Origin of the sequence: Sphingomonas sp. CBMAI 2297 (genome assembly GCF_029870595.1) — a bacterium.
Classification (GTDB): Bacteria; Pseudomonadota; Alphaproteobacteria; order Sphingomonadales; family Sphingomonadaceae; genus Sphingomonas.
The window spans coordinates 185,634-208,882 of record NZ_JAPDIR010000002.1; the positions used below are offsets into that span (position 1 = coordinate 185,634).

At 69.6% G+C, this 23,249-nt stretch carries 26 protein-coding genes; 15 read left to right on the forward strand and 11 right to left on the reverse strand.

Annotated features, from left to right (window positions below; genetic code table 11):
- Position 1 precedes the first annotated feature (1 nt).
- Positions 2 to 379 carry a BlaI/MecI/CopY family transcriptional regulator gene (locus tag OMP43_RS03530; protein ID WP_280278314.1) on the reverse strand — a complete coding sequence of 126 codons (378 nt, stop codon included), beginning with the start codon at positions 377 to 379 and terminating at the stop codon, positions 2 to 4.
- Between the two features lie 185 nt (positions 380 to 564).
- On the opposite strand from OMP43_RS03530, the gene OMP43_RS03535 reads away from it, so the two are divergent.
- A complete protein-coding gene (locus OMP43_RS03535; RefSeq protein ID WP_280278315.1) occupies positions 565 to 897 on the forward strand; it encodes a hypothetical protein in 333 nt (110 codons plus the stop codon).
- 58 nt (positions 898 to 955) lie between these two features.
- Positions 956 to 1,606 carry a DsbA family oxidoreductase gene (locus OMP43_RS03540; RefSeq protein WP_280278316.1) on the forward strand — a complete coding sequence of 217 codons (651 nt, stop codon included), beginning with the start codon at positions 956 to 958 and terminating at the stop codon, positions 1,604 to 1,606.
- A gap of 8 nt (positions 1,607 to 1,614) precedes the next feature.
- Here the strand turns inward: OMP43_RS03540 and OMP43_RS03545 are convergent, their stop codons facing one another.
- The 4 genes from OMP43_RS03545 to OMP43_RS03560 form a co-directional block, all read right to left on the reverse strand.
- Positions 1,615 to 1,980: a hypothetical protein gene (locus OMP43_RS03545; RefSeq protein WP_280278317.1), complete on the reverse strand. Its 366-nt coding sequence runs from the start codon at positions 1,978 to 1,980 to the stop codon at positions 1,615 to 1,617.
- Between the two features lie 119 nt (positions 1,981 to 2,099).
- Complete coding sequence (locus tag OMP43_RS03550; protein WP_280278319.1) at positions 2,100 to 2,963, reverse strand: hypothetical protein; 864 nt, start codon at positions 2,961 to 2,963, stop codon at positions 2,100 to 2,102.
- Positions 2,964 to 2,992: 29 nt separating this feature from the next.
- The gene (locus tag OMP43_RS03555) at positions 2,993 to 3,340 is read right to left on the reverse strand and encodes a hypothetical protein (RefSeq protein WP_280278320.1); all 348 of its coding nucleotides are present in this window, start codon (positions 3,338 to 3,340) and stop codon (positions 2,993 to 2,995) included.
- Positions 3,337 to 4,674 (reverse strand): replication-associated recombination protein A, encoded by a 1,338-nt coding sequence (locus tag OMP43_RS03560; RefSeq protein ID WP_280278321.1) that lies wholly within the window; start codon positions 4,672 to 4,674, stop codon positions 3,337 to 3,339. The genes OMP43_RS03555 and OMP43_RS03560 overlap by 4 nt, the downstream gene beginning before the upstream one ends.
- A gap of 253 nt (positions 4,675 to 4,927) precedes the next feature.
- Between OMP43_RS03560 and OMP43_RS03565 the strand changes: the two genes are divergently transcribed.
- Positions 4,928 to 5,524, forward strand: coding sequence for a PadR family transcriptional regulator (locus OMP43_RS03565; protein WP_280278322.1), 597 nt, complete (start codon positions 4,928 to 4,930; stop codon positions 5,522 to 5,524).
- Positions 5,525 to 5,595: 71 nt separating this feature from the next.
- A complete protein-coding gene (locus OMP43_RS03570) occupies positions 5,596 to 5,919 on the forward strand; it encodes a DUF2218 domain-containing protein (RefSeq protein WP_280278324.1) in 324 nt (107 codons plus the stop codon).
- Positions 5,920 to 6,120: 201 nt separating this feature from the next.
- On the opposite strand, the gene OMP43_RS03575 is transcribed toward OMP43_RS03570, so the two are convergent.
- The gene (locus OMP43_RS03575) at positions 6,121 to 7,275 is read right to left on the reverse strand and encodes a glycosyltransferase family 1 protein (RefSeq protein WP_280278325.1); all 1,155 of its coding nucleotides are present in this window, start codon (positions 7,273 to 7,275) and stop codon (positions 6,121 to 6,123) included.
- Between the two features lie 181 nt (positions 7,276 to 7,456).
- Between OMP43_RS03575 and radA the strand changes: the two genes are divergently transcribed.
- The 10 genes from radA (at position 7,457) to OMP43_RS03625 (ending at position 14,443) form a co-directional block, all read left to right on the forward strand.
- Positions 7,457 to 8,827, forward strand: coding sequence for a DNA repair protein RadA (gene radA / locus OMP43_RS03580; RefSeq protein WP_280278326.1), 1,371 nt, complete (start codon positions 7,457 to 7,459; stop codon positions 8,825 to 8,827).
- A gap of 86 nt (positions 8,828 to 8,913) precedes the next feature.
- Positions 8,914 to 9,465 carry a hypothetical protein gene (locus OMP43_RS03585; protein WP_280278327.1) on the forward strand — a complete coding sequence of 184 codons (552 nt, stop codon included), beginning with the start codon at positions 8,914 to 8,916 and terminating at the stop codon, positions 9,463 to 9,465.
- A gap of 41 nt (positions 9,466 to 9,506) precedes the next feature.
- Complete coding sequence (locus OMP43_RS03590; RefSeq protein WP_280278328.1) at positions 9,507 to 10,070, forward strand: lipocalin family protein; 564 nt, start codon at positions 9,507 to 9,509, stop codon at positions 10,068 to 10,070.
- A 62-nt stretch (positions 10,071 to 10,132) separates the two neighbouring features.
- The gene (locus tag OMP43_RS03595; protein ID WP_280278329.1) at positions 10,133 to 10,705 is read left to right on the forward strand and encodes a CvpA family protein; all 573 of its coding nucleotides are present in this window, start codon (positions 10,133 to 10,135) and stop codon (positions 10,703 to 10,705) included.
- Positions 10,706 to 10,747: 42 nt separating this feature from the next.
- A complete protein-coding gene (locus OMP43_RS03600) occupies positions 10,748 to 11,185 on the forward strand; it encodes an iron-sulfur cluster assembly scaffold protein (RefSeq protein ID WP_280278330.1) in 438 nt (145 codons plus the stop codon).
- Positions 11,185 to 12,969, forward strand: coding sequence for a monovalent cation:proton antiporter-2 (CPA2) family protein (locus OMP43_RS03605; RefSeq protein ID WP_280278332.1), 1,785 nt, complete (start codon positions 11,185 to 11,187; stop codon positions 12,967 to 12,969). Before OMP43_RS03600 ends, OMP43_RS03605 begins: the two co-directional genes overlap by 1 nt.
- The gene (locus OMP43_RS03610; protein ID WP_280278333.1) at positions 12,966 to 13,343 is read left to right on the forward strand and encodes a diacylglycerol kinase; all 378 of its coding nucleotides are present in this window, start codon (positions 12,966 to 12,968) and stop codon (positions 13,341 to 13,343) included. Before OMP43_RS03605 ends, OMP43_RS03610 begins: the two co-directional genes overlap by 4 nt.
- The gene (locus tag OMP43_RS03615) at positions 13,340 to 13,675 is read left to right on the forward strand and encodes a DUF423 domain-containing protein (protein WP_280278334.1); all 336 of its coding nucleotides are present in this window, start codon (positions 13,340 to 13,342) and stop codon (positions 13,673 to 13,675) included. The genes OMP43_RS03610 and OMP43_RS03615 overlap by 4 nt, the downstream gene beginning before the upstream one ends.
- Positions 13,675 to 13,809 carry a hypothetical protein gene (locus OMP43_RS03620; RefSeq protein WP_280278336.1) on the forward strand — a complete coding sequence of 45 codons (135 nt, stop codon included), beginning with the start codon at positions 13,675 to 13,677 and terminating at the stop codon, positions 13,807 to 13,809. Before OMP43_RS03615 ends, OMP43_RS03620 begins: the two co-directional genes overlap by 1 nt.
- Before the next feature lie 46 nt (positions 13,810 to 13,855).
- The gene (locus OMP43_RS03625) at positions 13,856 to 14,443 is read left to right on the forward strand and encodes a 50S ribosomal protein L11 methyltransferase (protein ID WP_280278337.1); all 588 of its coding nucleotides are present in this window, start codon (positions 13,856 to 13,858) and stop codon (positions 14,441 to 14,443) included.
- A gap of 132 nt (positions 14,444 to 14,575) precedes the next feature.
- On the opposite strand, the gene OMP43_RS03630 is transcribed toward OMP43_RS03625, so the two are convergent.
- The 3 genes from OMP43_RS03630 to OMP43_RS03640 form a co-directional block, all read right to left on the reverse strand.
- A complete protein-coding gene (locus OMP43_RS03630; RefSeq protein ID WP_280278339.1) occupies positions 14,576 to 16,450 on the reverse strand; it encodes a M1 family metallopeptidase in 1,875 nt (624 codons plus the stop codon).
- 70 nt (positions 16,451 to 16,520) lie between these two features.
- Positions 16,521 to 18,491 carry a PAS domain-containing sensor histidine kinase gene (locus tag OMP43_RS03635; protein ID WP_280278340.1) on the reverse strand — a complete coding sequence of 657 codons (1,971 nt, stop codon included), beginning with the start codon at positions 18,489 to 18,491 and terminating at the stop codon, positions 16,521 to 16,523.
- A 174-nt stretch (positions 18,492 to 18,665) separates the two neighbouring features.
- The gene (locus OMP43_RS03640; protein ID WP_280278342.1) at positions 18,666 to 19,514 is read right to left on the reverse strand and encodes a LytTR family DNA-binding domain-containing protein; all 849 of its coding nucleotides are present in this window, start codon (positions 19,512 to 19,514) and stop codon (positions 18,666 to 18,668) included.
- A gap of 139 nt (positions 19,515 to 19,653) precedes the next feature.
- On the opposite strand from OMP43_RS03640, the gene OMP43_RS03645 reads away from it, so the two are divergent.
- A complete protein-coding gene (locus OMP43_RS03645; RefSeq protein WP_280278343.1) occupies positions 19,654 to 21,588 on the forward strand; it encodes a TonB-dependent receptor in 1,935 nt (644 codons plus the stop codon).
- Here OMP43_RS03645 and aroB read toward each other — a convergent pair.
- Positions 21,585 to 22,673, reverse strand: coding sequence for a 3-dehydroquinate synthase (aroB, locus tag OMP43_RS03650; protein ID WP_280278345.1), 1,089 nt, complete (start codon positions 22,671 to 22,673; stop codon positions 21,585 to 21,587). The genes OMP43_RS03645 and aroB overlap by 4 nt on opposite strands.
- On the reverse strand, positions 22,670 to 23,209 hold the full coding sequence (locus OMP43_RS03655) for a shikimate kinase (protein ID WP_280278346.1): 540 nt from the start codon (positions 23,207 to 23,209) through the stop codon (positions 22,670 to 22,672). Before OMP43_RS03655 ends, aroB begins: the two co-directional genes overlap by 4 nt.
- Between the last annotated feature and the right edge of the window lie 40 nt (positions 23,210 to 23,249).

Here is a 23,249-nt window from a genome sequence, read left to right on the forward strand (position 1 = left end):
ATCAGGCTCCCTTCTTGGCGCGCGCCGCGGCGATCATCGCCTCCAGCTCGTCCAGGTCGTTCTCGTCCAGCTTCTCGCTCATGCCGAGCAGCGCGCTGGCGGCATGGGTGGTCGAGCCGTTGAAGAAAGTGCGCACGACATGGCCGAGCGCATTGACGCTCGCCTTGCTCTCGGCCTCGACCGGCGAGAACAGATAGCCGCGATCGCTCTGCGTGCGCCGCACCGCGCCCTTCTGCTCGAGCCGGGTCAGCATGGCCCGGACCGCCGAGGCGGAGAGCTTGTCGGGCAGGGCGTCGCAGACATCGGATACCGCCATCGCTCCCCGCTCGTAGAGCAGGTCGACGATCTGGCGTTCGCGAGGCGGCAGATTGTTCAGCATGAGAATCCCTTTACGCTACATTTGTAGCCTACGCTACATTTGTAGTGCGCGCAAGCCCCATCGGCGGCGCGCGCGCGGTGCCCGGATATGCGATGGAATGGCGCCGCCGAGCGACCATTGCTGCCTGGAAACCTTCGCTTTTGCGCAAGGTTTCGTAGAATTGCATCCGCGCAGCGGGGACAGCGATGAACAAGCAGCACGACTATTACCAGGCCCGCGCCGCGCTCCAGCGTGAAATGGCGGCGGAGCTGACGGGCTCCGCTCGCGAACAGCATCTGACCCTGGCGGCGATGTACGAGGCGCTGGCCACCGAGCCGAAGCGCGGATCCGGAACCGGACTTCCGGCCGCGAAGGCGGCGGAGTCCGAAGCGAAGGAGGATGAGCGCGCCTATCTGCAGCGCCGCGCGCGCGAGGAGCGGGCACGCGCGGCGGACAGCGACGATCCCGGCGTACGGCGCATCCGCTTCGAGATGGCGGACGAATATCTCCGGCGGGCGGACGCGCTGAAGCCGCGCTGACATTGCATCGGGACACCCGGTTCCCATCTTGGCGGAGCAAGCCGACAAAGGACCGCCGATGCCCCGCCCGCTCAAGATCGATTTCGTCTCCGACGTTTCCTGCCCCTGGTGCATCATCGGCCTGAAGGGCCTGGAGGAAGCGCTGGCGCGGACCGGCGATGTCGTCGATGCGCGGATCCATTTCCAGCCGTTCGAGCTCAACCCCGGCATGGCGCCCGAAGGCGAGAATATCGGCGAGCACATCGCGCGGAAATACGGGTCCACGCCCGAGCAGTCGGCGGCGAACCGGGAAATGATCCGCGACCGTGCGGCGGCGCTCGGCTTCACGATGAACGGCTCGGCCGACAGCCGGATCTACAACACGTTCGACGCGCACCGGCTGCTTCACTGGGCGGCGATCGAGGGCCGCCAGGCGGCGTTGAAGCACGCGCTGTTCGAAGCCTATTTCACCGACCAGCAGGACCCGTCGAGCCATGACGTCCTGGTCGCCGCCGCGGAACGGGCCGGGCTGGACGGCGCGGCCGCGCGCGAAGTGCTCGCTTCGGGCCGCTATGCCGGCGAGGTCCGCCAGGCCGAGCAGCTCTGGCAGGGGCGGGGCATCCATTCGGTACCGGCGATCGTCATCGACGACAAATGGCTGATATCGGGCGGCCAGCCGCCCGAGGCCTTCGAGCAGGCGCTGCGCCAGATCGCGGCCGAGCCCGCCTAGGCACGCAGTTACGAGCCGGGCGCACCCGGCGGGTTCTGGCCGCGCGCGCGGAACTGCGCGGCGGTCATCCGCAGCCGCACGACGTCGCCGTCCAGCCAGGCCTCGCGGGCATAGATGCGCCGTTCCATGAACGGCCGCTCCTGCACGGTGAAGAAGCTGGCATTGGGCTCGTAGAAGCCGATGGGCGAGGGAATATGCGCCGTCTCCGCGACCAGCACGCCGTCCGACGCATAGACCTTCATGCCGGTGCGCAGCCTGAGCACGGCCGGCGCGGGCGGCGCCTTGGCGGCGGGCTGCGCGGGCCTGGTCGCCTGTTGCGGCGCTTCGTGCGGCGCCGCCGCGAGGCTGGAGAGGATGAGGAGGACGGCCTGCATGCAAATGCTCCCTCGAGAACGGCCCCGCCATGGGTGCCCTTTGGGAGACGCTGCTGGCCCGGGGGGGCGCGCGCATCGCCCCTGCGACGAAAGCGCGCCCGGCCGCGATCAACGGCCGCTCAGCGAACACCGAAGGTCCAGCCTTCGGTGCGCGCCAGCTCCGGGGTGAGGCCGGCGGGCGCCCAGAGTTCGGGCCGGCCGGCGACATGGCGCAGCCAGGCCGCGCTGAGCATCGCGTCGGTGGCGTGATCGTCGTAGCGGGCGATCGGCGCATGGGCCCGCGAGCCGAGCGCGGCCAGCATCTCGTCCAGCGTCGCGGCATCGCGGATCTTGGAAATGCCCTTGCGCATGCCCGCGGCCCGCGCGGCGAGCGCGGTGTAGATCTCGACCAGCACCGGGCCGTCTCCGGGCAGGGGATCGAAGGGCCAGATCGGCACCCGCCCGCGCAGCCGGTGCAGCACGCGCATGCCGGTGAGGCTCGACTTGCCGACCTGGGACGCGCCGACCAGGTTGAAGCAGCTATAGGGCGACAGGCGCATCGCCGCCTGGCCATGCTCGCACACCCGGAAGCGGCCGCGGCCGGGCGGGAACAGGTCGCCGCAATCGCCCATCCGGCGGAAATGGCGCCGCGCCTCGGGATGGTCGACGAAGCTGGTGGCGGCCAGATGCGGGTCTTCGGCGGAGAGTTGCTCCACCAACTGCCACAATGCGGGCCCGTCGGGCGGGGAGAGCGCCCAGCCGGGGAAATAGGCGCCCGCATCGGCCAGCGGGAAGGCGGGGGAGAGGTCCAGCCCGATCAGCGCCCGCGTGCCGCGATCCGCCAGCCCGCCCAGCCAGTCGGCAATGTCCTGCCGAGACCAGCCGCGCTCGACCAGTTCGGGCGCGCCGGTCCCCGACCTCGCATGGGCGACCGCCAGCCCCCGGGGCCGCTCGACCGCCTGGCCCGACCAGTCGATCGCGATGAAATCGGTGAAGGCGGGCACCTAGTTCCTCGGGGAGGAATGCAGCGCCCTCACGGCCGCTCCGCCATCCCCGCCGCGATGCGCTGGGGCTTTTTCGCGCGGTCCCACCAGGCGCGCTGGATGTAGAGCTCGATCCGCTCGCGGCTCCCGCTGCCGTAGCGCACCAGCAGCATCGGATAGTTGGCGTAATGGGCGGTCTGCCAGAAGGTGTCCGGATCGGTCTCGAACAATATCTCCTTCTCCGGGTTGGCGACCATCAGCGCGAAGCTGCCCGTTTCGCGCCCGGGCGACATGAAGCCCTTGCCGTTGATCTTGGGGCAAAGCGTGCCCCACCATTTCTCCATCACCACATCGGGCAGGGTGCGGGCATAGGCGGTGGCGTCTTCCCAGTCCTTCATTCGTCCGATCTCCCGCCGCCATCCCGCCGCTGCTCCCGCATCTCGTTCCACCAGGCGAGCCGCTCGGCGATGCGCTTCTCATGGCCGCGATCGGTGGGGGTATAGAAGGTCTGCGGCGCCATCTCCTCGGGCCAGTAGTCGTCGCCCGAGAAGCCGCCCTCGGCGTCATGGTCATAGGTATAGCCCTTGCCATAGCCGATGTCCTTCATCAGCCGGGTGGGGGCGTTGAGGATGTTCTGCGGCGGCATCAGCGAGCCGGTCTCCTTCGCCGCGCGCCATGCCGCCTTCTGCGCCACATAGGCCGCGTTCGATTTGGGCGCGGTGGCGACATAGAGACAGGCCTGGGCGATCGCCAGCTCGCCCTCGGGCGAGCCGAGGAACTCGTAGGTGTCCTTGGCCGCGAGGCACTGGACCAGCGCGTTGGGATCGGCCAGGCCGATATCCTCCACCGCCATGCGCACCAGCCGGCGCAGCACGAAGAGCGGCTCCTCGCCGGCGGTGAGCATGCGCGCGAGATAATAGAGCGCCGCCTGGGGGTCGCTGCCGCGCACCGATTTGTGCAGCGCGGAGATCAGGTTGTAATGCCCCTCGCGATCCTTGTCATAGACCGCGACGCGGCGCTGGAGGAAGCTCGACAGGCCGGCGGGGTCGAGCGGCTGCTCGAAATGGACGGCGAACAGCGTCTCGGCCTGGTTGAGCAGGAAGCGCCCGTCGCCGTCCGCGCTCGCCACCAGCGCGTCGCGCGCATCGGGGGTGAGGGGCAGGGGGCGCTCCTCGACGGCCTCGGCCCGATCGAGCAGGCGCGTCAGCGCGGCGGGATCGAGCCGGTGGAGGATCAGCACCTGGGCGCGGCTGAGCACCGCGGCGTTGAGCTCGAAGCTCGGATTCTCGGTGGTCGCGCCGACCAGGGTGACGGTGCCGTCCTCGACATAGGGCAGGAAGCCGTCCTGCTGCGAGCGGTTGAACCGGTGGATCTCGTCCACGAACAGGAGCGTGCGCCGGCCGATCCGGGCATATTCCTTCGCCTCGGCGAACACTTTCTTCAGGTCGGCGACGCCCGAGAAGACCGCGCTGATCGCCACGAAGCGCAAGCCCACCGCGTCGGCGAGCAGGCGGGCGATCGTGGTCTTGCCGGTGCCGGGCGGGCCCCAGAGGATGATCGACGAGAGCTTGCCCGCCGCCACCATCCGCCCGATCGCGCCCTCGGCCCCGGTCAGATGCTCCTGCCCCACGACATCCTCGAGCCGCTGCGGGCGCAGGCGATCGGCGAGCGGGCCGGCAGGGCTTTCGGAGGCGCGCGGCGCCTGTTCCTCGGTCGCGAAAAGATCAGCCATCGCCGGCACAGATAGGGCCGGCGGACCCGTTTTCCCACTGCGGATATCGGCACCGGAAGGTCGCAAAAGCCATGACCTCATCGCGCGCCGCGCCGTGCCCCACCGCCTTTCCGCGCAGGGCGCCGGCGGAGAAGGGGAGGTCGAGAAGCATGGCGAGAACAATACGGGAACAATGGCGAATGTCAATGTTGAGGCTTGTAAAGATCGGTTTAAGATATATCTTAGAGCCATCAAGAGTCGTACAGGAGATATTATGCGACATCATCATTGCGGCCATCGCGGCATGCATTTCGGCCGCCGTGGCGGCTTTGGCGGCGGCGCGCCGGACTTCATCATCGGATGGGGCATGGGGCGCGGCGGCTTTGGCGAGCGCGGCGAACGGGGCGGCCGCCGCCGCATGTTCGACGGCACCGAGCTGCGCCTCATCCTGCTCAAGCTGATCGAGGAGCAGCCGCGCCACGGCTATGACCTGATCCGCGAGATCGAGGAGCGTTCCGGCGGTGCCTATGCCCCCAGCCCGGGCGTGGTCTATCCGACCCTCACCATGCTCGACGACATGGGGCTGATCGAGGAAAGCAAGAGCGAAGGCGCCAAGAAGCAGTTCGCGATCACCGAGGCCGGCGCGGCGCATCTCGCCGAGCGGACCGAGGAAGTGGCGGCGCTGTTCGAGCGGCTCCAGCAGCTGGCGGGGCTGCGCGAGCGGTCCCATGGCGGGCCGATCCGCCGCGCGATGGGCAATCTGCGCGCCGTGCTGCAGGAACGTCTTGCGGGCGAAAGCGTCGATGCCGACATGCTGCACGGCGTCGCCGAGATCCTCGACGAGGCGGCGCGGAAGATCGAGCGGCTCTGAGCCCGGTGCCGCGCATTGAAATGCTGAGGCGGCGGCTCGGGATCGTGCCGCCGCCGATGGAGACGAAGCGCATGACGATGACTCTGTTTTCGGCCGAGACGCTGGCCCCCACCGAGCATGGCAGCCGCTACCTGCAGCAGCTGTGCAAGCACTGGCAGCACAATCTCCAGGTGGAGTTCACGCCGGAGAACGGCACGGTGATCTTCCCCAGGGACGCGCGCGGCGCGGACCATCCGGGCGACGCGGTGGTGACCTTCAACGTCGCCGAGACCGGGCTCGACATCCGGATCGACGCCAGCTCGTCCGAACAGCTCGAGGGGCTGAAGGGCGCGGTGGAGCGCCATCTCGACCGGTTCGCCTTTCGCGAGGACGGGCTGAAATATGATTGGAAATGAAGCCCGGGTCGAAAACCCGGGCAAGATCCGGGATTTCCCTCGCCATCCCGATTTCTTCCGTCATGCCGATTTCTTCCGTCATCCCCGCCTGCGCGGGGATGACGGGCATGGTTTCATAGGTTTGCCTGGATTTTCAGCGCTGGCGCACCGGTCTCTTCCGGCGGAACCGCCATCACGCCCATTGCCGGGCCGGCAAAGGGTTTATCCCGCCCGCTTCGCGATCGCCTCGAGATAGGCGTCGAGCACCTTCTGGTTGATCGCGTCCCATTGATAGGTTTCGGCGATCGCGTGCCCGGCCGCGCCCGCGGCCCGCCGCGCATCGTGATTCTCGCAATAATGCTGGATCGCATCGGCATAGCGGCTCACCGCGCCCTTGCCGGGATCGACCAGCAGGCCGCTCACATTCTCCTCGACCATGCCGACCGGGCCGACCGCATTGGCGGCGACCACCGCCACGCCGGCGGCCATCGCCTCCAGCGTGACGTTGCCGAAGCTCTCGGTGAGGGAGGGATTGAAGAACACGTCCATCGAGGCGACCGCGCGGCCGAGATCGTCGCCCGCCTGGAAGCCGGCGAACACGGCGTCGGGCACGCGCTCGGCGAACCATTGCTCCGCGGGGCCCTTGCCGATCACGAGCACGCGATGCTTCACGCCGCGCCGCTGCAGTTCGCCGACCACCTCGGCGAAGATGTCGAGTCCCTTTTCCAGCACCAGCCGGCCGAGGAAGCTCACCGCCACCTCGTCGTCCGCGATGCCGAGCGAGCGCCGCCATTCGAGGCTGCGGCGCCCCGGATTGAAGCGGTCGTGATTCACGCCGCGCGACCAGATCCGCATCGGCCGCTCGACGCCCCAGCCGCGCAGCAGCTCCTCCATGCCGCGCCCGGTGGGCAGCACGGTGTCGAATCGGTTGTAGAAGCGCGTGAGCGTCCAGATCAGCAACGGCGTGACGAAGCCGATATGGTAATAGGCGGGATAGGTCTCGAACCGGGTATGGACCGAGGCCACCGAGGCGATGTTGTTCCGCCGCGCCCAGGTGACCGCGCGGTGGCCGAGTATCTCGGGCGCGGAGACATGGACGAGATTGGGCGCGAAGGCTTCCAGATCCGGCAGCACCGCCTTGATGCCCTTGGCGAACTTGTACTCGTCGCGCCCGCCCGGCACGGGCAGCGCGGGCACGCTCACCAGGTCGCCCGTCGGCGGGAAAGCGGGCGTGTCGGTGGTCGGCGAATAGACGCGGACCTTCACGCCCTGGTCGAGCAGATAGCCGACGAGCAGGTTGAGCGCCTGGTTCGCGCCGTCGCGGACGTAGTTATAGTTGCCGCTGAACAGTGCGACGCGGAGCTCGGTGGGCTTCATGGCGCGCGCGATACCGTCCGCGAGCGCGAGGGGCAACCTTGGCGCATAGTTCTCCTTTCTGGAGACAGTGTGGAGAAACCGTCGATATCCTGTGTAGCGGCCCGTTCGCCGCTCTCCGCCGGCCCGCACGCGCGCGTTTGCGCTATTGTTCTCATCTTGTTCTCTCGCTACCTTCCCGGCCATGGCGAAACTCAAGAAGCGTTATGTCTGCCAGGCCTGTGGCTCGGTTTCCTCGCAATGGGCGGGTCAGTGCTGCGATTGCGGCGAGTGGAACCAGATGGTGGAGGATGCCGGGGCGGTAGTGACGCCGTTCCAGGCGCGCCACAACCTCCAATCGGGCGGGCGGGCGATCCAGCTGACCGGGCTCAACACCGATATCGCGCTGCCCGAGCGGACCTCGACCGGCATCGCCGAGTTCGACCGGGCGCTGGGCGGCGGCTTCGTCGAGGGATCGGCCACGCTGATCGGCGGCGATCCCGGCATCGGCAAGTCGACCCTGCTGCTCCAGGCGGCGGCGCGGATCGCTTCGCGCGGGCTGGCGGTCGCCTATGTCTCGGGCGAGGAGGCGGCGGACCAGGTGCGGCTGCGCGCGCGGCGGCTCGGCCTGGGCAAGGCGCCGGTGATGCTGGCCGCGGCGACTTCGGTGCGCGACATCCTGACCACGCTGGGCGAGGGGGCGCCGCCTGCGCTGCTGATCATCGATTCGATCCAGACGATGCATTCGGACCTGATCGAAGGCGCCCCGGGCACGGTGAGCCAGGTGCGCGCCGCATCGGGCGAGCTGATCCGCTTCGCCAAGGAACGCGGCACCGCGCTGGTGCTGGTCGGCCATGTCACCAAGGACGGCAGCATCGCCGGGCCGCGCGTGCTCGAGCACATGGTCGACACGGTGCTGGCGTTCGAGGGCGAGCGCAGCCACCAGTATCGCATCCTGCGCGCGGTGAAGAACCGCTTCGGCGGCACCGACGAGATCGGCGTGTTCGCGATGCAGACCGAGGGGCTGGAGGAAGTCTCCAATCCCTCGTCGCTGTTCCTCACCGCGCGCGACGAGAATGTGACCGGCACGGTGGTGTTCCCCGCGCTGGAGGGCACGCGGCCGGTGCTGATCGAAGTGCAGGCGCTCACCGTGCGGCTGGCGAGCGGCGCGACGCCGCGGCGCGCCGTGGTGGGCTGGGACAGCGGGCGGCTGGCGATGATCCTCGCGGTGCTGGAGGCGCGGTGCGGGCTGAGCTTCTCGACCTGCGAAGTCTATCTCAACATCGCCGGCGGCTACCGCGTGCAGGATCCGGCGGCGGACATGGCGGTGGCGGCGGCGCTCGTCTCGGCGCTGGCCGAGCGGCCGATCCCGGTGGATGCGGTGGTGTTCGGCGAGATCGCGCTGTCGGGCGAGGTGCGCCCGGTGGCGCATGGCGCGCTGCGCTGCCGCGAGGCGGCGAAGCTCGGCTTCGGCCGCGCGCTCGCCCCGGCCGTGCAGGCGAAGGACAAGGGCGGGCTGCAGCTGGCGGGGTTCAAGTCGCTCGGCCAGTTCGTCGATCACCTGCTGGGGCGCTGAGGCGCTACTCCGTCATTTGCCAAGGGGTTGCAATCGCTTGCCGGGCCATGGAACATCGTCTCGCGAACGGATTGGCGGGGCGATCGATGTTGCGAGAATTGGCCGTCGAATGGGCGCGCCCCGGGATGCTGGTGCCGACCTCCTGCGCCGTGGCGCTGATGGCGGCGATCCTGTGGGCCGGCGCCGAGCCCGTCCGCACGCCGCCGCCCTCGCTCGCCTTCGAGGGATTGCCGGTGAGCGGCAGCGCGGCGGATGCGCGGCGCGCCGGCTTCACCGAATGCGTCAAGATCGACGCGTTCCGCGCGCGCTGCCGCCGCAGCGGGCTGATGATGGCCGGCGAAGGGCCCTATGAAGCGGCCCTCGACCTGATCGGCAGCGACGGGCGCGGCGGCTTCGATCACCTGACCCTGTGGGCGAACGGGGGCCAGGAGGAAATCTACAAGTTGGTCGAGGCGTTGCAGCGCCGGGGCTGGATGCACTGCGAGACCGGCAACGAGCGCTGGGGCGACCAGGACATCTACACGCGCCAGGGCGTGCCGGTGCGCGTGTCGATGGACCTCAGCTATTACGGCAAGCGCCGGGCGCGGATCCTTCCCCCGTGGAACCAGCGGGAGCGAAGCTGCACGCCCTATCATTGATAGGGCTATCCTTTCCGTGGCTTACCCCCCACATTGCCGGAATGAAGCGAAGCACTGCCATTTCCATCGCCTCGGGCGTCGCGGTCGCCGCGATCGGCGGCCTCTTCCTCTATTCGCGCGCCACCCGCCCGCCGGTGATCAACAAGAAAGTGCCCGAGCCGGCAAGGCCGGTCGATCTCGCCCGCTATCTCGGCAAATGGTACGAGCTGGCGCGGCACGAGAACCGCTTCGAGAAGGGCCTGGACGCGGTGACCGCCGAATATGCGCTGCTCGAGGACGGCAAGATCAGCGTGACCAACAGCGGCACGCTCGATTGGCCGGAGGGCGATCGCAGCGTCTCGGAGGGCAAGGCCGTCGTCGCCGACGAGGCGACCAACGCCAAGCTCAAGGTCGCGTTCTTCGGCCCGCTCTACACCGGCGACTATTGGATCCTCGACCATGACGAGGACTATGCCTGGTCGATCGTCGGCGAGCCGAGCGGGCGCTATCTGTGGGTGCTGTGCCGCGATGCCGTCCCCTCCTCGGCGCTGGCGCAGGCGATCATGAAGCGAGTCGAGGAACTCGGCTATGACCGCTGGGCGCTGCGGATCACGCGGCAGGGCTGATTTCCTCTCCCGTTTCCCATCCATCCTCCGCTATAGGCCGTCCCCGGGAGGGACGTGTTCCAATGACTTTGACCGGGCTCGACATCATCGTGCTGCTCGCGATCGGCGGCGCCGCCGTGCTGGGCTTCCTGCGCGGCTTCGTAACCGAGGTGCTGGCGCTGGTCGCCTGGCTGCTGATCGTGCTCGCGCTCAAGCTGTTCCACACGCCGCTCGCCGCCGCGCTGGCCGGATTGGTCGGCACCGAGCAGGGCGGGGCGGTGCTGGCCTTCGTGATCCTGACCGGCGTCACCTATTTCGGCGGGCGGCTGCTCGCCCGGGCGATCGGCGCGCGCACCCGCGAGAGCTTTCTCGGGCCGGTCGACCGCGTGCTCGGCCTCGGCTTCGGCGCGCTCAAGGGCCTGATCCTGGTCAGCATCGGCTTCCTGCTGGTCGTGCTGCTGTTCGACACGGTGAGCGGCGGCCCGGCCAATCGCCCGCAATGGATCACCAAGTCGACCACCTATCCGCTGCTCAACGCCACCAGCGCCAGCATCGCCGATTTCGTCGATCGCCGCCGCAAGGGCGAGCCCGTGTTCGGGGACGAGCCAGGCAATGGCAGCGCCGCCGACAGGGCCAGGGCGAATTCCACCGATTAGGGGGGTCGCACTTCGCGCGCCGCTCCCCTAAGTCGGAAGCAGATGAACGCGCCGCTCTACAACACCGAAATCCTGCGCCTGGCGGCTTCCGTGCCGTTCGAGTCCCGGCTGGAAGGCGCGATGGCGTCTTGCGAGAAACGCTCCCCGGTCTGCGGGAGCCGCGTCACCGTCGATGTGAACCTGGATGATGCGGGACGCGTTGCCGCGATCGGCATGGTGGTGCGCGCCTGCGCGCTCGGCCAGGCATCGGCGGCGCTGATGGAGGCGCATGCCGTCGGCCGCTCGCCGGAGGAGCTCGAGGCGGCGCGCGACGGTCTCGCCGCCTGGCTTGCCGGCACGCGCGCCACCCCGCCCGACTGGCCCGGGCTCGACCTGTTCACGCCCGCGCTCGAACATCGCGGCCGCCATCCGGCGATCCGGCTCGCCTTCGAGGCGGTGGCGGAAGCCGCCCGAGCCGCCGTTTCCGGGGGGCGCGGCTGATGGAGCACGCCAACGAGGCTTCGCTGCTCGGCGAATATGTGCCGCTGCTCGGCTTCGCGCTGGTCTTCGTGCTGGTATTCCGCCGGTTCGGGCTGGGCGCCACGCTCGGCTATCTCGTCGCGGGCGCGATCGTGGGACCGCAGGTGCTCGGGCTGGTCGGCGATGCCGAGAGCAAGATGGGCATCGCCGAGCTCGGCATCGCGCTGCTGCTCTTCCTCGTCGGCCTGGAGCTGAGCCCGGCGCGGCTGTGGCGCATGCGGCGCGACATTTTCGGGCTCGGCCTGCTCCAGGTGACGATCTGCGGCCTGGTGATCGCGGGCATGGTGTGGCTGGCGACGGGCAGCTCGATCGGCGCGGCGCTGGCGCTCGGCCTGCCGCTCGCGCTCTCCTCCACGGCGCAGGTGCTGCCGATGCTGCAATCGGCGGGGCGCCTGCGCACGCCGTTCGGCGAGCGCGCCTTCGCGATCCTGCTGTTCCAGGACCTGTCGATCGTCCCGCTGATCACGATCGTCGCCGCGCTCTCGCGCAACCCGCACGACCAGAGCAGCACCCCCGGCTGGCTGCTCGGCGTCTATACGGTGGTGGCGATCATCGGCCTGATCCTGGCCGGCCGCTACCTGCTGCGCCCGCTGTTCCGGCTGATCGGCAATCTCGGCGAGCGCGAGATGTTCATCTTCGCCGGGCTGTTCACCGTGATCGCTGCCGCGGCGATCATGGAGGCGCTGGGGCTTTCCGCCGCGCTGGGCGCGTTCATCGCGGGCGTGATGCTGGCGGATTCGCCCTATCGCCACGAGCTGGAGGCGGATGTGGAGCCGTTCCGCTCGATCCTGCTCGGGCTGTTCTTCCTGGCCGTGGGCATGACGCTGAACCTGCACGCGATCGCCGAGCGGCCCTTCTTCGTCGTCGGCATGGCGCTGGCGCTGATCGCCGCCAAGGCCGCGCTGATCATGGGGCTGGGCCTGTTGTTCGGCGTGCCGCGGCGCCAGGCCTTCGCACTGGGCGTCCTGCTCAGCCAGGGCGGCGAGTTCGGCTTCGTGCTGTTCGCCCAGGCCCAGTCGGCGATGCTGATCGAGGGGGAGGCAGCGAGCATCTTCGGCGCGATCGTTACCCTGTCGATGGCCACCACGCCGTTCCTGATGATGGCGACCCGCAAGCTGCGGACCGAGCCGGCGCCGAGCGCGCAGGGCGTCGACACGCCGCAGCACGAAGGCGCCAATGCCGTGGTGGTAGGCTATGGCCGCTTCGGCCAGACGGTGGCGCAGATGCTGCTCGCGCAGGACATCCCGGTCACGCTGATCGACACCGATGTCGAGATGATCCAGACCGCCAGCGATTTCGGCATGAAGGTCTATTATGGCGACGGGCTGCGCATCGACCTGCTGCGCCAGGCCGGTGCGGCCGAGGCCGAGCTGGTGCTGTTCTGCAACGACGGCGACAAGATCGATACCGAGTTCCTCGAGGCGGTCCATCACGCCTTTCCCAAGGCGACGATCTTCGTGCGCGCCTATGACCGGCGCAGCGTGATCAAGATGAAGGGCGCGCCGGTGGGCGGCGTGGTACGCGAAGTGCTGGAGAGCGCGGTGATGATGGCGCGCCAGGCGATGCAGGCGGTGGGCGTCGACCAGATGGAGATCGACAAGACCGAGGCGGAATATCGCCGCCGCGACAGCGCCCGGCTGGACGTGCAGCGCGAGACCGGCGACCTGCGGGCCGGGATCGACGGCATGATCACTCATGCGAGCAGGGCGGCGGCGATCGAGATCGATCTCGAGTCCTCGGGATGAAGGGGCGGCCCTTCCGCGCGCGGATGGGGTTCGCGCTGGCCGGCATCCACGCCGGCTGGACGCGCGAGGCGAGCTTCCGCAGCCAGGCGCGGCTCGCGGCGGCGGCCTTGCTCGCGCTGCTTTTGCTCCGGCCGGCGCCCATCTGGTGGGGGCTAGTCGCGATCTGCTGCGCGATCGTGCTGGCATTGGAGCTGGTCAATTCGGCGATGGAGGCAGTGATCGACCTGCTCCATCCCGGCATCCATCCGTCGATCAAGGCCGCCAAGGACATGCTGGCGGGCGCGGTGCTCGTGATGAGCGTCGCGGCGCTCGTCGTGGCGGTGGCGATGGTGGCGGCGAACGGGCCGCATTTCCTGGAGGAGATCGGGCTGTGAGGATCGTGGCGGTGCTGGCGGCGCTTTCGGGCGCGGTGGCGGTGGCGGCGGGGGCGTTCGGCGCGCATGGCGCGAGCGGCGCGGCGGCCGAGTGGCTCCGGACCGGCGGGCATTATCAGCTGGTCCACGCGGTGGCGGCGCTGGTCGCCGTCCGGATGGGCGCGCGCATCCCGGCCTGGCTGTTCGTCGGCGGCGGCGCGCTGTTCGCGGGGACGCTCTACCTGATGGCGCTGGGTGGCCCCCGCTGGCTGGGCGCGGTGACGCCGCTGGGCGGCGCGGCGCTGATCGCGGGCTGGCTCTGCCTGGCGCTCGGCGCATGGAGGGCGCGCTGATGGCGTTGCCGCTGGTCCCGGCACCGGCCGCGGCCGATCCCGACGGCAAGCCAGGCCCGGCCCGCGGCTGGTTCAATATCGACTGGCGCCGGTGCGAGTCCGCGCGCTGCCCGGCGCCCGACACTGGCGAATAGGAAGGCTCGCCTGAACCCGAGCGACTTCATCCGGGCGCGGCTGCCCGTGCTGCCGGTGCCGGGCATTGCCGAGATCGTGCTGCACAAGGCCGTGCCGGCGAGCGGACTCGGCCGGCTGGCGGCGGCGGACGGGGATTTCGGCTCGCCCTATTGGGCCTATTACTGGCTGGGCGGCCTGGCGCTGGCGCGGTTCGTGCTCGACCGGCCGGAAGTCGTGGCCGGGCGGCGGGTGCTCGACCTGGGCTGCGGCTCGGGCCTGGTGGCGATCGCCGCGGCCAAGGCCGGCGCGGACCGGGTGCTGGCGGTGGACGTCGACCCCTATGCGCTGGCGGCCGTGGCGCTGAACGCGGCGGCGAACGGCGTCGTGGTAGAGGCGGTGCACGCCGACCTGACCGATGGTCCGGTGCCGGAGACGGACCTGATCCTCGCCGGGGACCTGTTCTACGATCCGGAGCCGGCGGCGCGGGTGGAGCCCTTCCTTGCGCGCTGCCGGGCGGCCGGGGTGGCGGTGCTGGTGGGCGATCCCCGCCGCGCGCCGCTGCCGCTGGACCGGCTGCGGGCGCTGGCGGAATATCGGTTCGCCGAGACGGACAGCGGCGTGATGCGAGTGACGGAGGTATTCGGTTTCGACTGAAACTCCCCTCCCTGGCAGGGAGGGGTGGGGGTGGGTGAATGCACGCGATGCGGTGCCGTCACATCTTTGGCTTCAGTATCGCCCGGACGCGACCCACCCCTGGCCCCTCCCTTCCAGGGAGGGGAATGATGGTCACTCCGCCCCGACGATCTTCGCCACGCCGGCGGCCGCATTCGGGTGATAGCCCGCCCTGGCGCTCTCATAGAATCGCCGTGCGATCGGCTTGCCCCAATCGCCCTGGGCCATCAGGTCCTTGTAGATCGGGTAGATCAGCAGGCCGCGGCCCACCCGCTTCACGAATTCCTCGATCCCCGGCAGCGCGGGCTCGTAGCGATTGGCGATCGCCAGCTCGGCCCAGGCCGAGCGGACATAGGCATTGTTCGAGGCGGACAGGCCGAGCGTCGCGTCGAGCTCGGCAAGGCGGGCGGGCGCCTGCTGGCGGGGAAGGCCGTTCAGGAAGCGCAGCCATTGCTGGGTCGCCCAGCCGGTGGGCTGCACCGCGGCCGCCGGGCCACCCGCGTTGAACGCGGCGAGCTTCGCGTCCACGGCGGCGAGCGTCGCCGACGTCACGTGCACGGCATTGCCGGGCAGCCCCGGCTGATAGGCCCAGCGATCGAGCTCCAGCTTCGCCTCGAGCGCCTTGTCGCCCTTGATCAGATTGGCGCGCAGGTCCGCCAGGAAGCCGGCGGTGGTCTGCGGCTGGAAGGCGTGGCGATCGAAATAGGCGCGCAGATAGGCGTCCCATTTCGCCCGGCCCACCGCCGCCTCGATCGTGCGCAGGAAGGTGGAGCCCTTGAAATAATCGAGCTGGCCGAAAGTCGCCCCCGGATCGCCATGGAGGCGCGTGGTGGCCGCATCGCTGCCGCCCGCATCCTTGATGTCGCGCTGCAGGCCGTCCCAGTCGAGATCGGCATACATGGCGGCGCGCTCCTTGCCATAGACCGCCTCCATGATCCGGTTCTCGAAATAGGTGGTGAAGCCCTCGTTGAGCCAGCTGTCCGACCAGGTCGCGTTGGTGACGAGGTTGCCCGACCAGCTGTGCGCCAGCTCGTGCGCGACGACATCGGTGTTCGAGCGGTCGCCGGTGATGATCGTCGGCGTCAGGAAGGTGAGAGTGGGGTTCTCCATGCCGCCATAGGGGAAGCTGGGCGGCAGCACGAGCATGTCGTAGCGGCCCCAGCGATAGGGGCCGTAGAGCGCCTGCGCCGCGTCGATCATCTTCTCGACATCGCCGACCTCATGCGCCGCGGCATCGAGCATCGAAGGCTCGGTCCACACGCCCGAGCGCTTGCCGGTGGCCTTGAAGGCGAGGTCGCCCACCGCCATCGCGACGAGATAGGGCGGCACCGGCTTGTCCATCCGGAAGCGGAAGCTGCGCTTGCCGTCCGGCGCGGCCTGGCCCTTTTCGCCGTCCAGCCGGTCGCCGCTCATCACCGCGACGAAGCCGGCGGGCACGGTGAGCGTGGCCGACCAGGTCTGGCGGATGCCGGGGCTGTCCTGGGTGGGGATCCAGCTGCGGTTGTTGATCGGCTGGCCTTGGCTGAACAGATAGGGCTTGCGCTTGCCGGCGGTGAGCTCCGGCGCGAGCCACTGGAGCGCCGATGCGCCCGGCCGCGTCTTGTAGCGGATCAGGATCCGCTTGTTGCCCTCGAGCTGCACGGTCAGCGCCGAGCCCAGCTCCTTGTCGCGCGGGCCGACCGTGAAGGGGAGCGGCTTGCCCTTGGGGCAGGTGACCGCGATCACATCGAGATCATCGACGTCCAGCACGATCTCCTTCGCGCCGGCGGCGGCGAGCACGTCGAGCGTCGCGACGCCGGCCAGCGTCCTGCTCGCGAAATCGACGTCGAGGTTCAGGTCGACATGCGTGACTCGCGCCACTTCGGGCACGGCATGGGTCCATGCGTCCTTCGCTTCGGGCGTGGTCAGGATCGGGGCGGGCTTGCCGGTCTGGGCGGCGGCGGGCGCGGCGATCACGATCGCGGCGGCGAGAGCGGGGAGGATGCGCATGCCGATGTGCTAGGCGGATCGGGCGGGAACGGCAACCGACGCGCTGCTCCCCGCTCTTCCAGGCGGGATGTCACTGGTCGAGCATGTCGCGTACCTTGGCCGCCAGATCGGTATAGGTGAAGGGCTTGGGCAGCAGCTGCACGCCGGGATCGAGCCGTCCGTGATGGACGATCGCGTTGCGGGCATAGCCGGTGGTGAAGAGGATCCGGAGATCCGGCCGCTTCGCATGCGCCTCGGCGGCGAGCACCGCGCCGGTCATGCCGCCGGGCAGCACGACATCGGTGAACAGCAGGTCGATCGCTTCCCGCTCGGCATCAAGCGCGGCGAGCGCGGCGGGGCCGTCGCCCGCCTCGATCACGCGGTAGCCAAGCTCGCGCAGCACCTCGACCGTATAGGCGCGGACATTCTCGTCGTCCTCGCATACCAGGATCGTCTCGTCGACATTGCCCTGCGGCGCCGGGGGAGCCGGGGCATGGGCCGCGGCGGCGTCGCGGGCGGTGCCGTGGACGCGGGGCAGGTAGATCTTCACGGTCGTGCCGTCCCCGCGCTCCGAATAGATGCGGACATGCCCGCCCGACTGCTTGATGAAGCCATAGACCATCGACAGGCCCAGGCCGGTGCCGCGCCCCACTTCCTTGGTGGTGAAGAAGGGCTCGAAGGCATGGGCGAGCGTTTCCTCGTCCATGCCGGTGCCGGTGTCGGACACGCAGATCAGCACATATTGGCCGGGCGTCACTTCCGCATCCTGCGCGGCATAATGGCTGTCGAGATGGGTATTTGCGGTCTCGATCGTCAGCTTGCCGCCCTGCGGCATCGCGTCGCGCGCGTTGACGGCCAGGTTGAGCAGCGCGTTCTCGAGCTGGTTCGCATCCACTTCCACCGGCCAGATGCGCGCCGCCTGCACGATTTCCACCTCCACCGTTTCCCCCAGGCTGCGGTGGAGCAGGTCCGACATGCCGACGATCAGCCGGTTCGGATCGGTCCGCTCGGGCGCGAGCGGCTGGCGGCGCGAGAATGCCAGCAGGCGCTGGGTCAGCACGGCGGCGCGCTGTGCCCCGTTCATCGCCGCGCCGGCCGCGCGCGCCAGCCTGGGCTGGTCGGGCGGCAGGTTGCGCTGGAGGATATCGAGATTGCCCGTGACGATCTGGAGCAGATTGTTGAAATCATGCGCGACGCCGCCGGTCAGCTGGCCCACCGTCTCCATCTTCTGGGAATGGCGCAGCGCCGCCTGGGCCGCCTCGAGCGCATCCGCCGCCTGGCGCTCGGCGGTGATGTCGCGCGCCACGCAATAGAGCAGGTCGCCCTCGGGCACCGCGGTCCAGCTGAACCAGTGATAGTCGCCGTCCTTGCCGCGGAAGCGGTTCTCGAAGCGCAGGGTGGTGGCGCCCTGCCGCAGCCCGGCCAGTTCCGCGCGGGTGCGCTTGCGGTCGTCGGGATGCTCCATCCATTCCGAGGTGCGGCCGACCAGCTCGTCGGTGTTCCAGCCGAGGATCTCGGTCCAGGCGGGGCTGACGTTGCGCCACACGCCATGGCTGTCCGCGATCAGGAACGGGTCGCGCGCCAGCGTCCATAGCCGGTTGCGATCGGCGATCGCCTCGCGCTCGGCGAGCACGCGGGCCGTGGTCTCGCTGACGATGCAGAGCACGCCGCCCACCGTTCCGTCATCGTCGAACACCGGCGAATAGCTGATGTCGAAATAAGTGGTCTCGCCGCGGCCCTGGTCGCGCTCGATATAGAAGGGGCGGTCCTTGGCCCAGAAGGTCTCGCCGGTGTCGCGCACCCCCTGGAGCAGCGGGCCGAGATCGTCCCACAGCTCGCCCCACCAGATCAGCGCCGACTGGCCGAGCGCGCGCGGGTGCTTGTCGCCGATCGTCGGCGCATAGGCCTCGTTGTAGAGCGCGCAGAATTCGGGGCCCCAGAACATCACGATCTCGGCGCGCGCCGGCAGCATCATGCGGAGCGAGGCGAGGAGCGCGTTCGACCAGCCGGCAGCGGGCCCCAGCGGCGATTCGTCGCCGATCGCGGCCGTCAGCCGGCCCAATTCTCCAAAGGCTGCAAGCGAGGTGGCTGGAGAGATCGCGGTGGCCATCCGTCCCCCGGAGAGTGTCTGTTTCGTTGCGCGGACGAAATCGCCGTCCGCCGCCAAGTCAACGCGGCAGGCGCCATTCGGCTCCCGAAAAGCTGGGGATGATGCTCCGGAAAAGCCGGGGGCGATTCAATGCGCGAAGGCGGCGAGGGCGGTGCGATAGCTGCGGCCGAGCGGAACGATGGCGCCGCAATTGAGCTGCACGGCGAGCCGCCCGCCCGCCTCGCGATAGATTTGCGAGACATGGCTGCGGTTCACCACCACCTGGCGATGCACGCGGACGAAGCCGAGTTCCGCGAAACGCCCGGCCAGCTCCGAAAGCGGCGCGCGCACAAGGTGCACCCGGCCATGCGCGAGGATCTCGCTATAGTTCCCCGCCGAGCGGATCTGCGCCACGTCGCAGGCGCGCACGCGCAGGAACGGCGCCTCGGGCAGGCTCAGCCATTGCTCGGCGCTTGGCTGGACGGGCAGCATCGGCGGCAGCGGCTCGGCGAACGGCGGGTCCGCCTCCTGCCGATCATGTCCATTGGCGAGGTGGCGCCTCCAGGCCATCAGCGACAGCCACGCCGTCGAGCCCAGCGCAATGGCGCGCGGCAGGAAATTGTCGACGGGCACTGGCGGCGGCCCGTTGGGCCCGCAGAGCTGATAGGGGGAAATGGCCATCGCGAAACGCGACGCGGCCAGTTCCGTAAGCATCACCGGCACGAAGGCGAACGCGCCGAGCAGCAGGGGCGACGAGCGTTTCGGCGTCTGCAATATCTCCTGCATCGGCTTGCGGCTGGCCCAGGCGATGGTGAGCATGGCGCCCCAGACCAGCAGCCGCGCCAGCCGCGCCTCGTCCGGATGCTCGGCGGCGAAGCTGCCCGTGTTCGCTTCCAGCCCGCCTATCCCATAGCCGAGCAGGAAGGCGAACAGCGCGAACGCCGTCGCCGCGCTCAACGGGATTCTGAGGTCCCAGATCGACTCGCGCGCCGTCATTTCCATGCGCGCACGATAGCTCGCGAACGCGCGCGCGCGAAATGCCGTTCGTCACGCCCGCGATCCATTCGTCCCAGCCGGCTCCACCCGCCGCCGCCGGCCCGGTCAATCGGGCCGGGTTGGGAAGAGGGTTCGTGTCATGCGTCATTCGATATTCTGCCTGCCGTTTCTCATGGTGCCCGCCGTCCATGCGCAGACCGCGCGGGCGCCGCAGCCGCCGGCGAACGGCGACGTGGTCAGCGCCGCCGACGATGCGTTCGGCCGGCGGATCGGGATCGAGGAAGTGGGGCTCTATTCGGAGAGCGAGGTGCGCGGGTTCGACCTGCAGGCCGCCGGCAACTACCGGATCGAGGATCATTATTACGTCCGCGTTTCCGGCATGCTCCAGCCGCTGAACGGCGGCACCGCGATCCGGGTCGGCGCCAATGGCCTGCGGACCGATTTCGCCGCTCCCTCCGGCGTGGTGCAATATACGATGCCTGGCGCCACGCCCGGTGCGCGCGCCTCGATCGAGGCTGGCTGGTGGGGCGGCTCGGGGCCGGTCGCGATGCTGCGCGGTTCGGTGGGCACCGCCGACGGGCGCTGGTCGATCGCGGGCGGCCTTCAGCTCACGCCCGCCCAGCAATATACCGACGGCACGACCGGCGACTTCACTGCCATCGGCCTCGTTCCGCGCTGGTCGCCGGCGCCCGGCGTGCGGATCACCGGCGTGTGGAGCCGCAACTGGTTCCCGCGCGAAGGCGACACCTATTATGCCAATCCGGCCGGCGCGCCGCGCGAAGTGAAGCGCTGGACCAATCGCACCCAGAGCTGGATGGACGCGCGCAACGAATCGGACCTGATCGGCGCCTTTGCCGATGTGGACGCGGGCAAGGGCTGGCGGTTCGGCGCCTCGCTGTTCTACAATGCGCTGCCCTATGACCATAGCGCCTACAGCGTGCTGCGCTTCACCGGCAATGGCCGCGAGGCGGTGGCGAGCGGGCTGCTGTTCGGTGCCGAGACGCGCCACACGGTCTCGGCCGAAGTGACCGCGGCCAAGCAGTTCGCCACCGGCAATCTCACGCACCGCATCATCGCCATGGCCCGGCGGCGGGATTCGATGGTGGAGAGCGATCCCGGCGTCCCCTTCGCGCTCGGCACCTTCGGCGATGTGAACAAGCCGCCCAGGATCGCCCGGCCCATGGTGGCGCTCGGCACGGTCCGGAAGCGCGACGATGTCGGGCAATGGACCGGCGGCCTCGGCTATCGCCTGTCGATCGGCACGCTGGCCGAGCTGCGCGTCGATGCGCAGCGCGTGGAATATGCCAAGCGCGTCCGGGGGCTCGACGGCACGGTGACCGAGCAGACGACGCGGCCCTGGCTCTATGGCGGGGCGCTGTCGGTGGGGATCACCTCACGGCTCACCGGCTTTGCCAGCTATGCGCGCGGGCTGGAGGAAGCCGGGGTCGCGCCCGCCAATGCCAGCAATCGCGGCGCGGTCCTCCCCGCCGCCATCTCGCGCCAGGCCGAGCTGGGCGTGAAATATGGCTTTGCCGGAGGCCCGACGCTGATCGCGGGCCTGTTCGACCTGTCCAAGCCGACGCCGGGGATCGATGCCACGGGCGCGTTCGACTTTGTCGGCACGGTGCGGCATCGCGGCGTGGAGCTGTCGCTGGCCGGGCCGATCACCCCGCGGCTGAACGCGGTGCTGGGCGCTACCTGGCTCGATGCCAGGATCGATGGCGAGCTGGTGGATCGCGGCGTGATCGGCGCCCGCCCGATCGGCCGGCCGCGCGTGACTGCGCTCGCCAATCTCACCTGGCGGGTGCCCGGCATGGAAGGGCTGACGGTGGACGGCGGCGTGAACGTCCGCGGCGCGCGCTATGCCGATCGCGAGAACAGCGTCGCGCTGCCCGGCTATGCGCTGTTCAACCTGGGGCTCCGCCAGGCCTTCGCGATCGGCGGCCATCCGGTGACGCTGCGCGCCCGCGTGACCAACCTGACCGACCGTTTCGCCTGGACCCCGGCCAATTCGGGGCTGATCACGCCGATCGCCCCGCGCACGCTGACCCTGACGCTGACGAGCGAGCTCTAGCGCGGCTGGGCATCCAGGAACGCCGCCACCTCGCCAAGGTCGACATTCTTGTCGAGGTACGTCCGCCCGATCCCGCGCGCGAGCAGGAAGGGCAGGGTGCCGGCGCTCATCTTCTTGTCGTGGAGCATGTGCTCCACGAGCCGCGCACCGGAGGCGGTGATCCCCGCCGCCTTCAGCCCATCCGGCAGGCCGACCGCGGCCAGGTGCGCGGCAACCCTTTCGGCGTCCTGGCCGGGGCAGATGCCCCTGGCGGCCGAGAAGCCGAAGGCGAGCGCCATGCCCGCCGCCACGCCCTCGCCGTGCAGCAGCCGGTCGGAGAAGCCGGCCTCGGCCTCCAGCGCATGGCCGAAGGTGTGGCCGAGGTTGAGCAGCGCGCGCATGCCGCTGGTCTCGCGCTCGTCGGCCGCGACGATCCGCGCCTTGGCCGCCACCGAATGGGCGATGGCATGCGTGCGCGCCGCCGGGTCGCCCGCCAGCAGCGCGGCGGCATTGGCCTCGCACCATTCGAAAAAGGCGAAATCGTCGATCAGCCCGTATTTCACCACTTCGGCATAGCCGGCGCGCAGGTCGCGGGCCGGCAGCGTGTCGAGCACTTCCGGGTCGATCAGCACCATGGCCGGCTGGTGGAAGGTGCCGACGAGGTTCTTGCCGGCGCGCGTGTTGATCGCGGTCTTGCCGCCCACCGAGCTGTCGACCTGGGCGAGCAGGGTGGTGGGGATCTGGACGAAGCCGCAGCCGCGCTTGAGGATGGAGGTGGCGAAGCCGACCAGGTCGCCGATCACGCCGCCGCCCAGCGCGATGACGTGATCGCCGCGCTCCACGCCCAGCGCGAGCAGCCGGTCGAGCAGCGCCTCCAGCTGGCCCCAGCTCTTGGTGCCTTCGCCGGGCGGCAGCACGATCGCCTCGCTCGTGCCCAGGCCCGCCTGCAGCGTGGCGAGATGCGGGAGGACATGCTCGTCGGTGACGATGATCCGGCGCCGGCCATTGTCGAACGGCGCGAGCGCATCTCCGGCGCGGGCGAGGAGCCCCGCCTCGATGCGGATGTCATAGCTGCGGTCGCCGAGCGCGACGGGGACGATTGTCACGGATTGAGGGCCTTCAGGATCGCGTCGACGGTGGTGTCGTGCGGCGCTGCTATGCTGGGCACCCGGATCGGCGCAAGCGCGTAATAGGGATTGCGGATCGCCGCGAGCTCGGTGAGCACCGCCTGGGGATCGCGACCGCGCAGCAGCGGGCGCGTGTCGCGCCGCCGCACCCGGTCCGCCAGCACCGCCGGCTCGGCGTCGAGCCATACCGCGATCGCATGCTCGAGAATCAGCGCGCGGGTGCTCTCGTTCATGAATGCGCCGCCGCCCGTGGCGATGACTTTGGGCGCCCCGTCGACCAGCCGGGCGATCACCCGCCGCTCCCCGTCGCGGAAATGCGCCTCGCCGAAACGCGCGAAGATGTCGGCCACGGTCATGCCGGCCGCCGCCTCGATCTCGTGGTCGGCGTCGACGAAGGGCAGGCGCATGCGCTGCGCCAGGCGCCGGCCGACCGTGGTCTTGCCCGCACCCATGAGGCCGATCAGGACGATGGCCTTGCCCGTCCACGCGGTATTCGCTGCCTGCGTTTGTAACATGTTCGGAGGGGCTATACAGCGAGGGCGGGTCTCGGGCAAA

Bases quoted from the DNA above. Each gene is read 5' to 3' on its own strand.
- OMP43_RS03530 (WP_280278314.1), bottom strand. From the start codon at position 379: ATGCTGAACAATCTGCCGCCTCGCGAACGCCAGATCGTCGACCTGCTC.
- OMP43_RS03535 (WP_280278315.1), top strand. From the start codon at position 565: ATGAACAAGCAGCACGACTATTACCAGGCCCGCGCCGCGCTCCAGCGT.
- OMP43_RS03540 (WP_280278316.1), top strand. From the start codon at position 956: ATGCCCCGCCCGCTCAAGATCGATTTCGTCTCCGACGTTTCCTGCCCC.
- OMP43_RS03545 (WP_280278317.1), bottom strand. From the start codon at position 1,980: ATGCAGGCCGTCCTCCTCATCCTCTCCAGCCTCGCGGCGGCGCCGCAC.
- OMP43_RS03555 (WP_280278320.1), bottom strand. From the start codon at position 3,340: ATGAAGGACTGGGAAGACGCCACCGCCTATGCCCGCACCCTGCCCGAT.
- OMP43_RS03560 (WP_280278321.1), bottom strand. From the start codon at position 4,674: ATGGCTGATCTTTTCGCGACCGAGGAACAGGCGCCGCGCGCCTCCGAA.
- OMP43_RS03565 (WP_280278322.1), top strand. From the start codon at position 4,928: ATGCGACATCATCATTGCGGCCATCGCGGCATGCATTTCGGCCGCCGT.
- OMP43_RS03570 (WP_280278324.1), top strand. From the start codon at position 5,596: ATGACGATGACTCTGTTTTCGGCCGAGACGCTGGCCCCCACCGAGCAT.
- OMP43_RS03575 (WP_280278325.1), bottom strand. From the start codon at position 7,275: ATGAAGCCCACCGAGCTCCGCGTCGCACTGTTCAGCGGCAACTATAAC.
- radA (WP_280278326.1), top strand. From the start codon at position 7,457: ATGGCGAAACTCAAGAAGCGTTATGTCTGCCAGGCCTGTGGCTCGGTT.
- OMP43_RS03585 (WP_280278327.1), top strand. From the start codon at position 8,914: ATGTTGCGAGAATTGGCCGTCGAATGGGCGCGCCCCGGGATGCTGGTG.
- OMP43_RS03590 (WP_280278328.1), top strand. From the start codon at position 9,507: ATGAAGCGAAGCACTGCCATTTCCATCGCCTCGGGCGTCGCGGTCGCC.
- OMP43_RS03595 (WP_280278329.1), top strand. From the start codon at position 10,133: ATGACTTTGACCGGGCTCGACATCATCGTGCTGCTCGCGATCGGCGGC.
- OMP43_RS03600 (WP_280278330.1), top strand. From the start codon at position 10,748: ATGAACGCGCCGCTCTACAACACCGAAATCCTGCGCCTGGCGGCTTCC.
- OMP43_RS03605 (WP_280278332.1), top strand. From the start codon at position 11,185: ATGGAGCACGCCAACGAGGCTTCGCTGCTCGGCGAATATGTGCCGCTG.
- OMP43_RS03610 (WP_280278333.1), top strand. From the start codon at position 12,966: ATGAAGGGGCGGCCCTTCCGCGCGCGGATGGGGTTCGCGCTGGCCGGC.
- OMP43_RS03620 (WP_280278336.1), top strand. From the start codon at position 13,675: ATGGCGTTGCCGCTGGTCCCGGCACCGGCCGCGGCCGATCCCGACGGC.
- OMP43_RS03630 (WP_280278339.1), bottom strand. From the start codon at position 16,450: ATGCGCATCCTCCCCGCTCTCGCCGCCGCGATCGTGATCGCCGCGCCC.
- OMP43_RS03640 (WP_280278342.1), bottom strand. From the start codon at position 19,514: ATGACGGCGCGCGAGTCGATCTGGGACCTCAGAATCCCGTTGAGCGCG.
- OMP43_RS03645 (WP_280278343.1), top strand. From the start codon at position 19,654: ATGCGTCATTCGATATTCTGCCTGCCGTTTCTCATGGTGCCCGCCGTC.
- OMP43_RS03655 (WP_280278346.1), bottom strand. From the start codon at position 23,209: ATGTTACAAACGCAGGCAGCGAATACCGCGTGGACGGGCAAGGCCATC.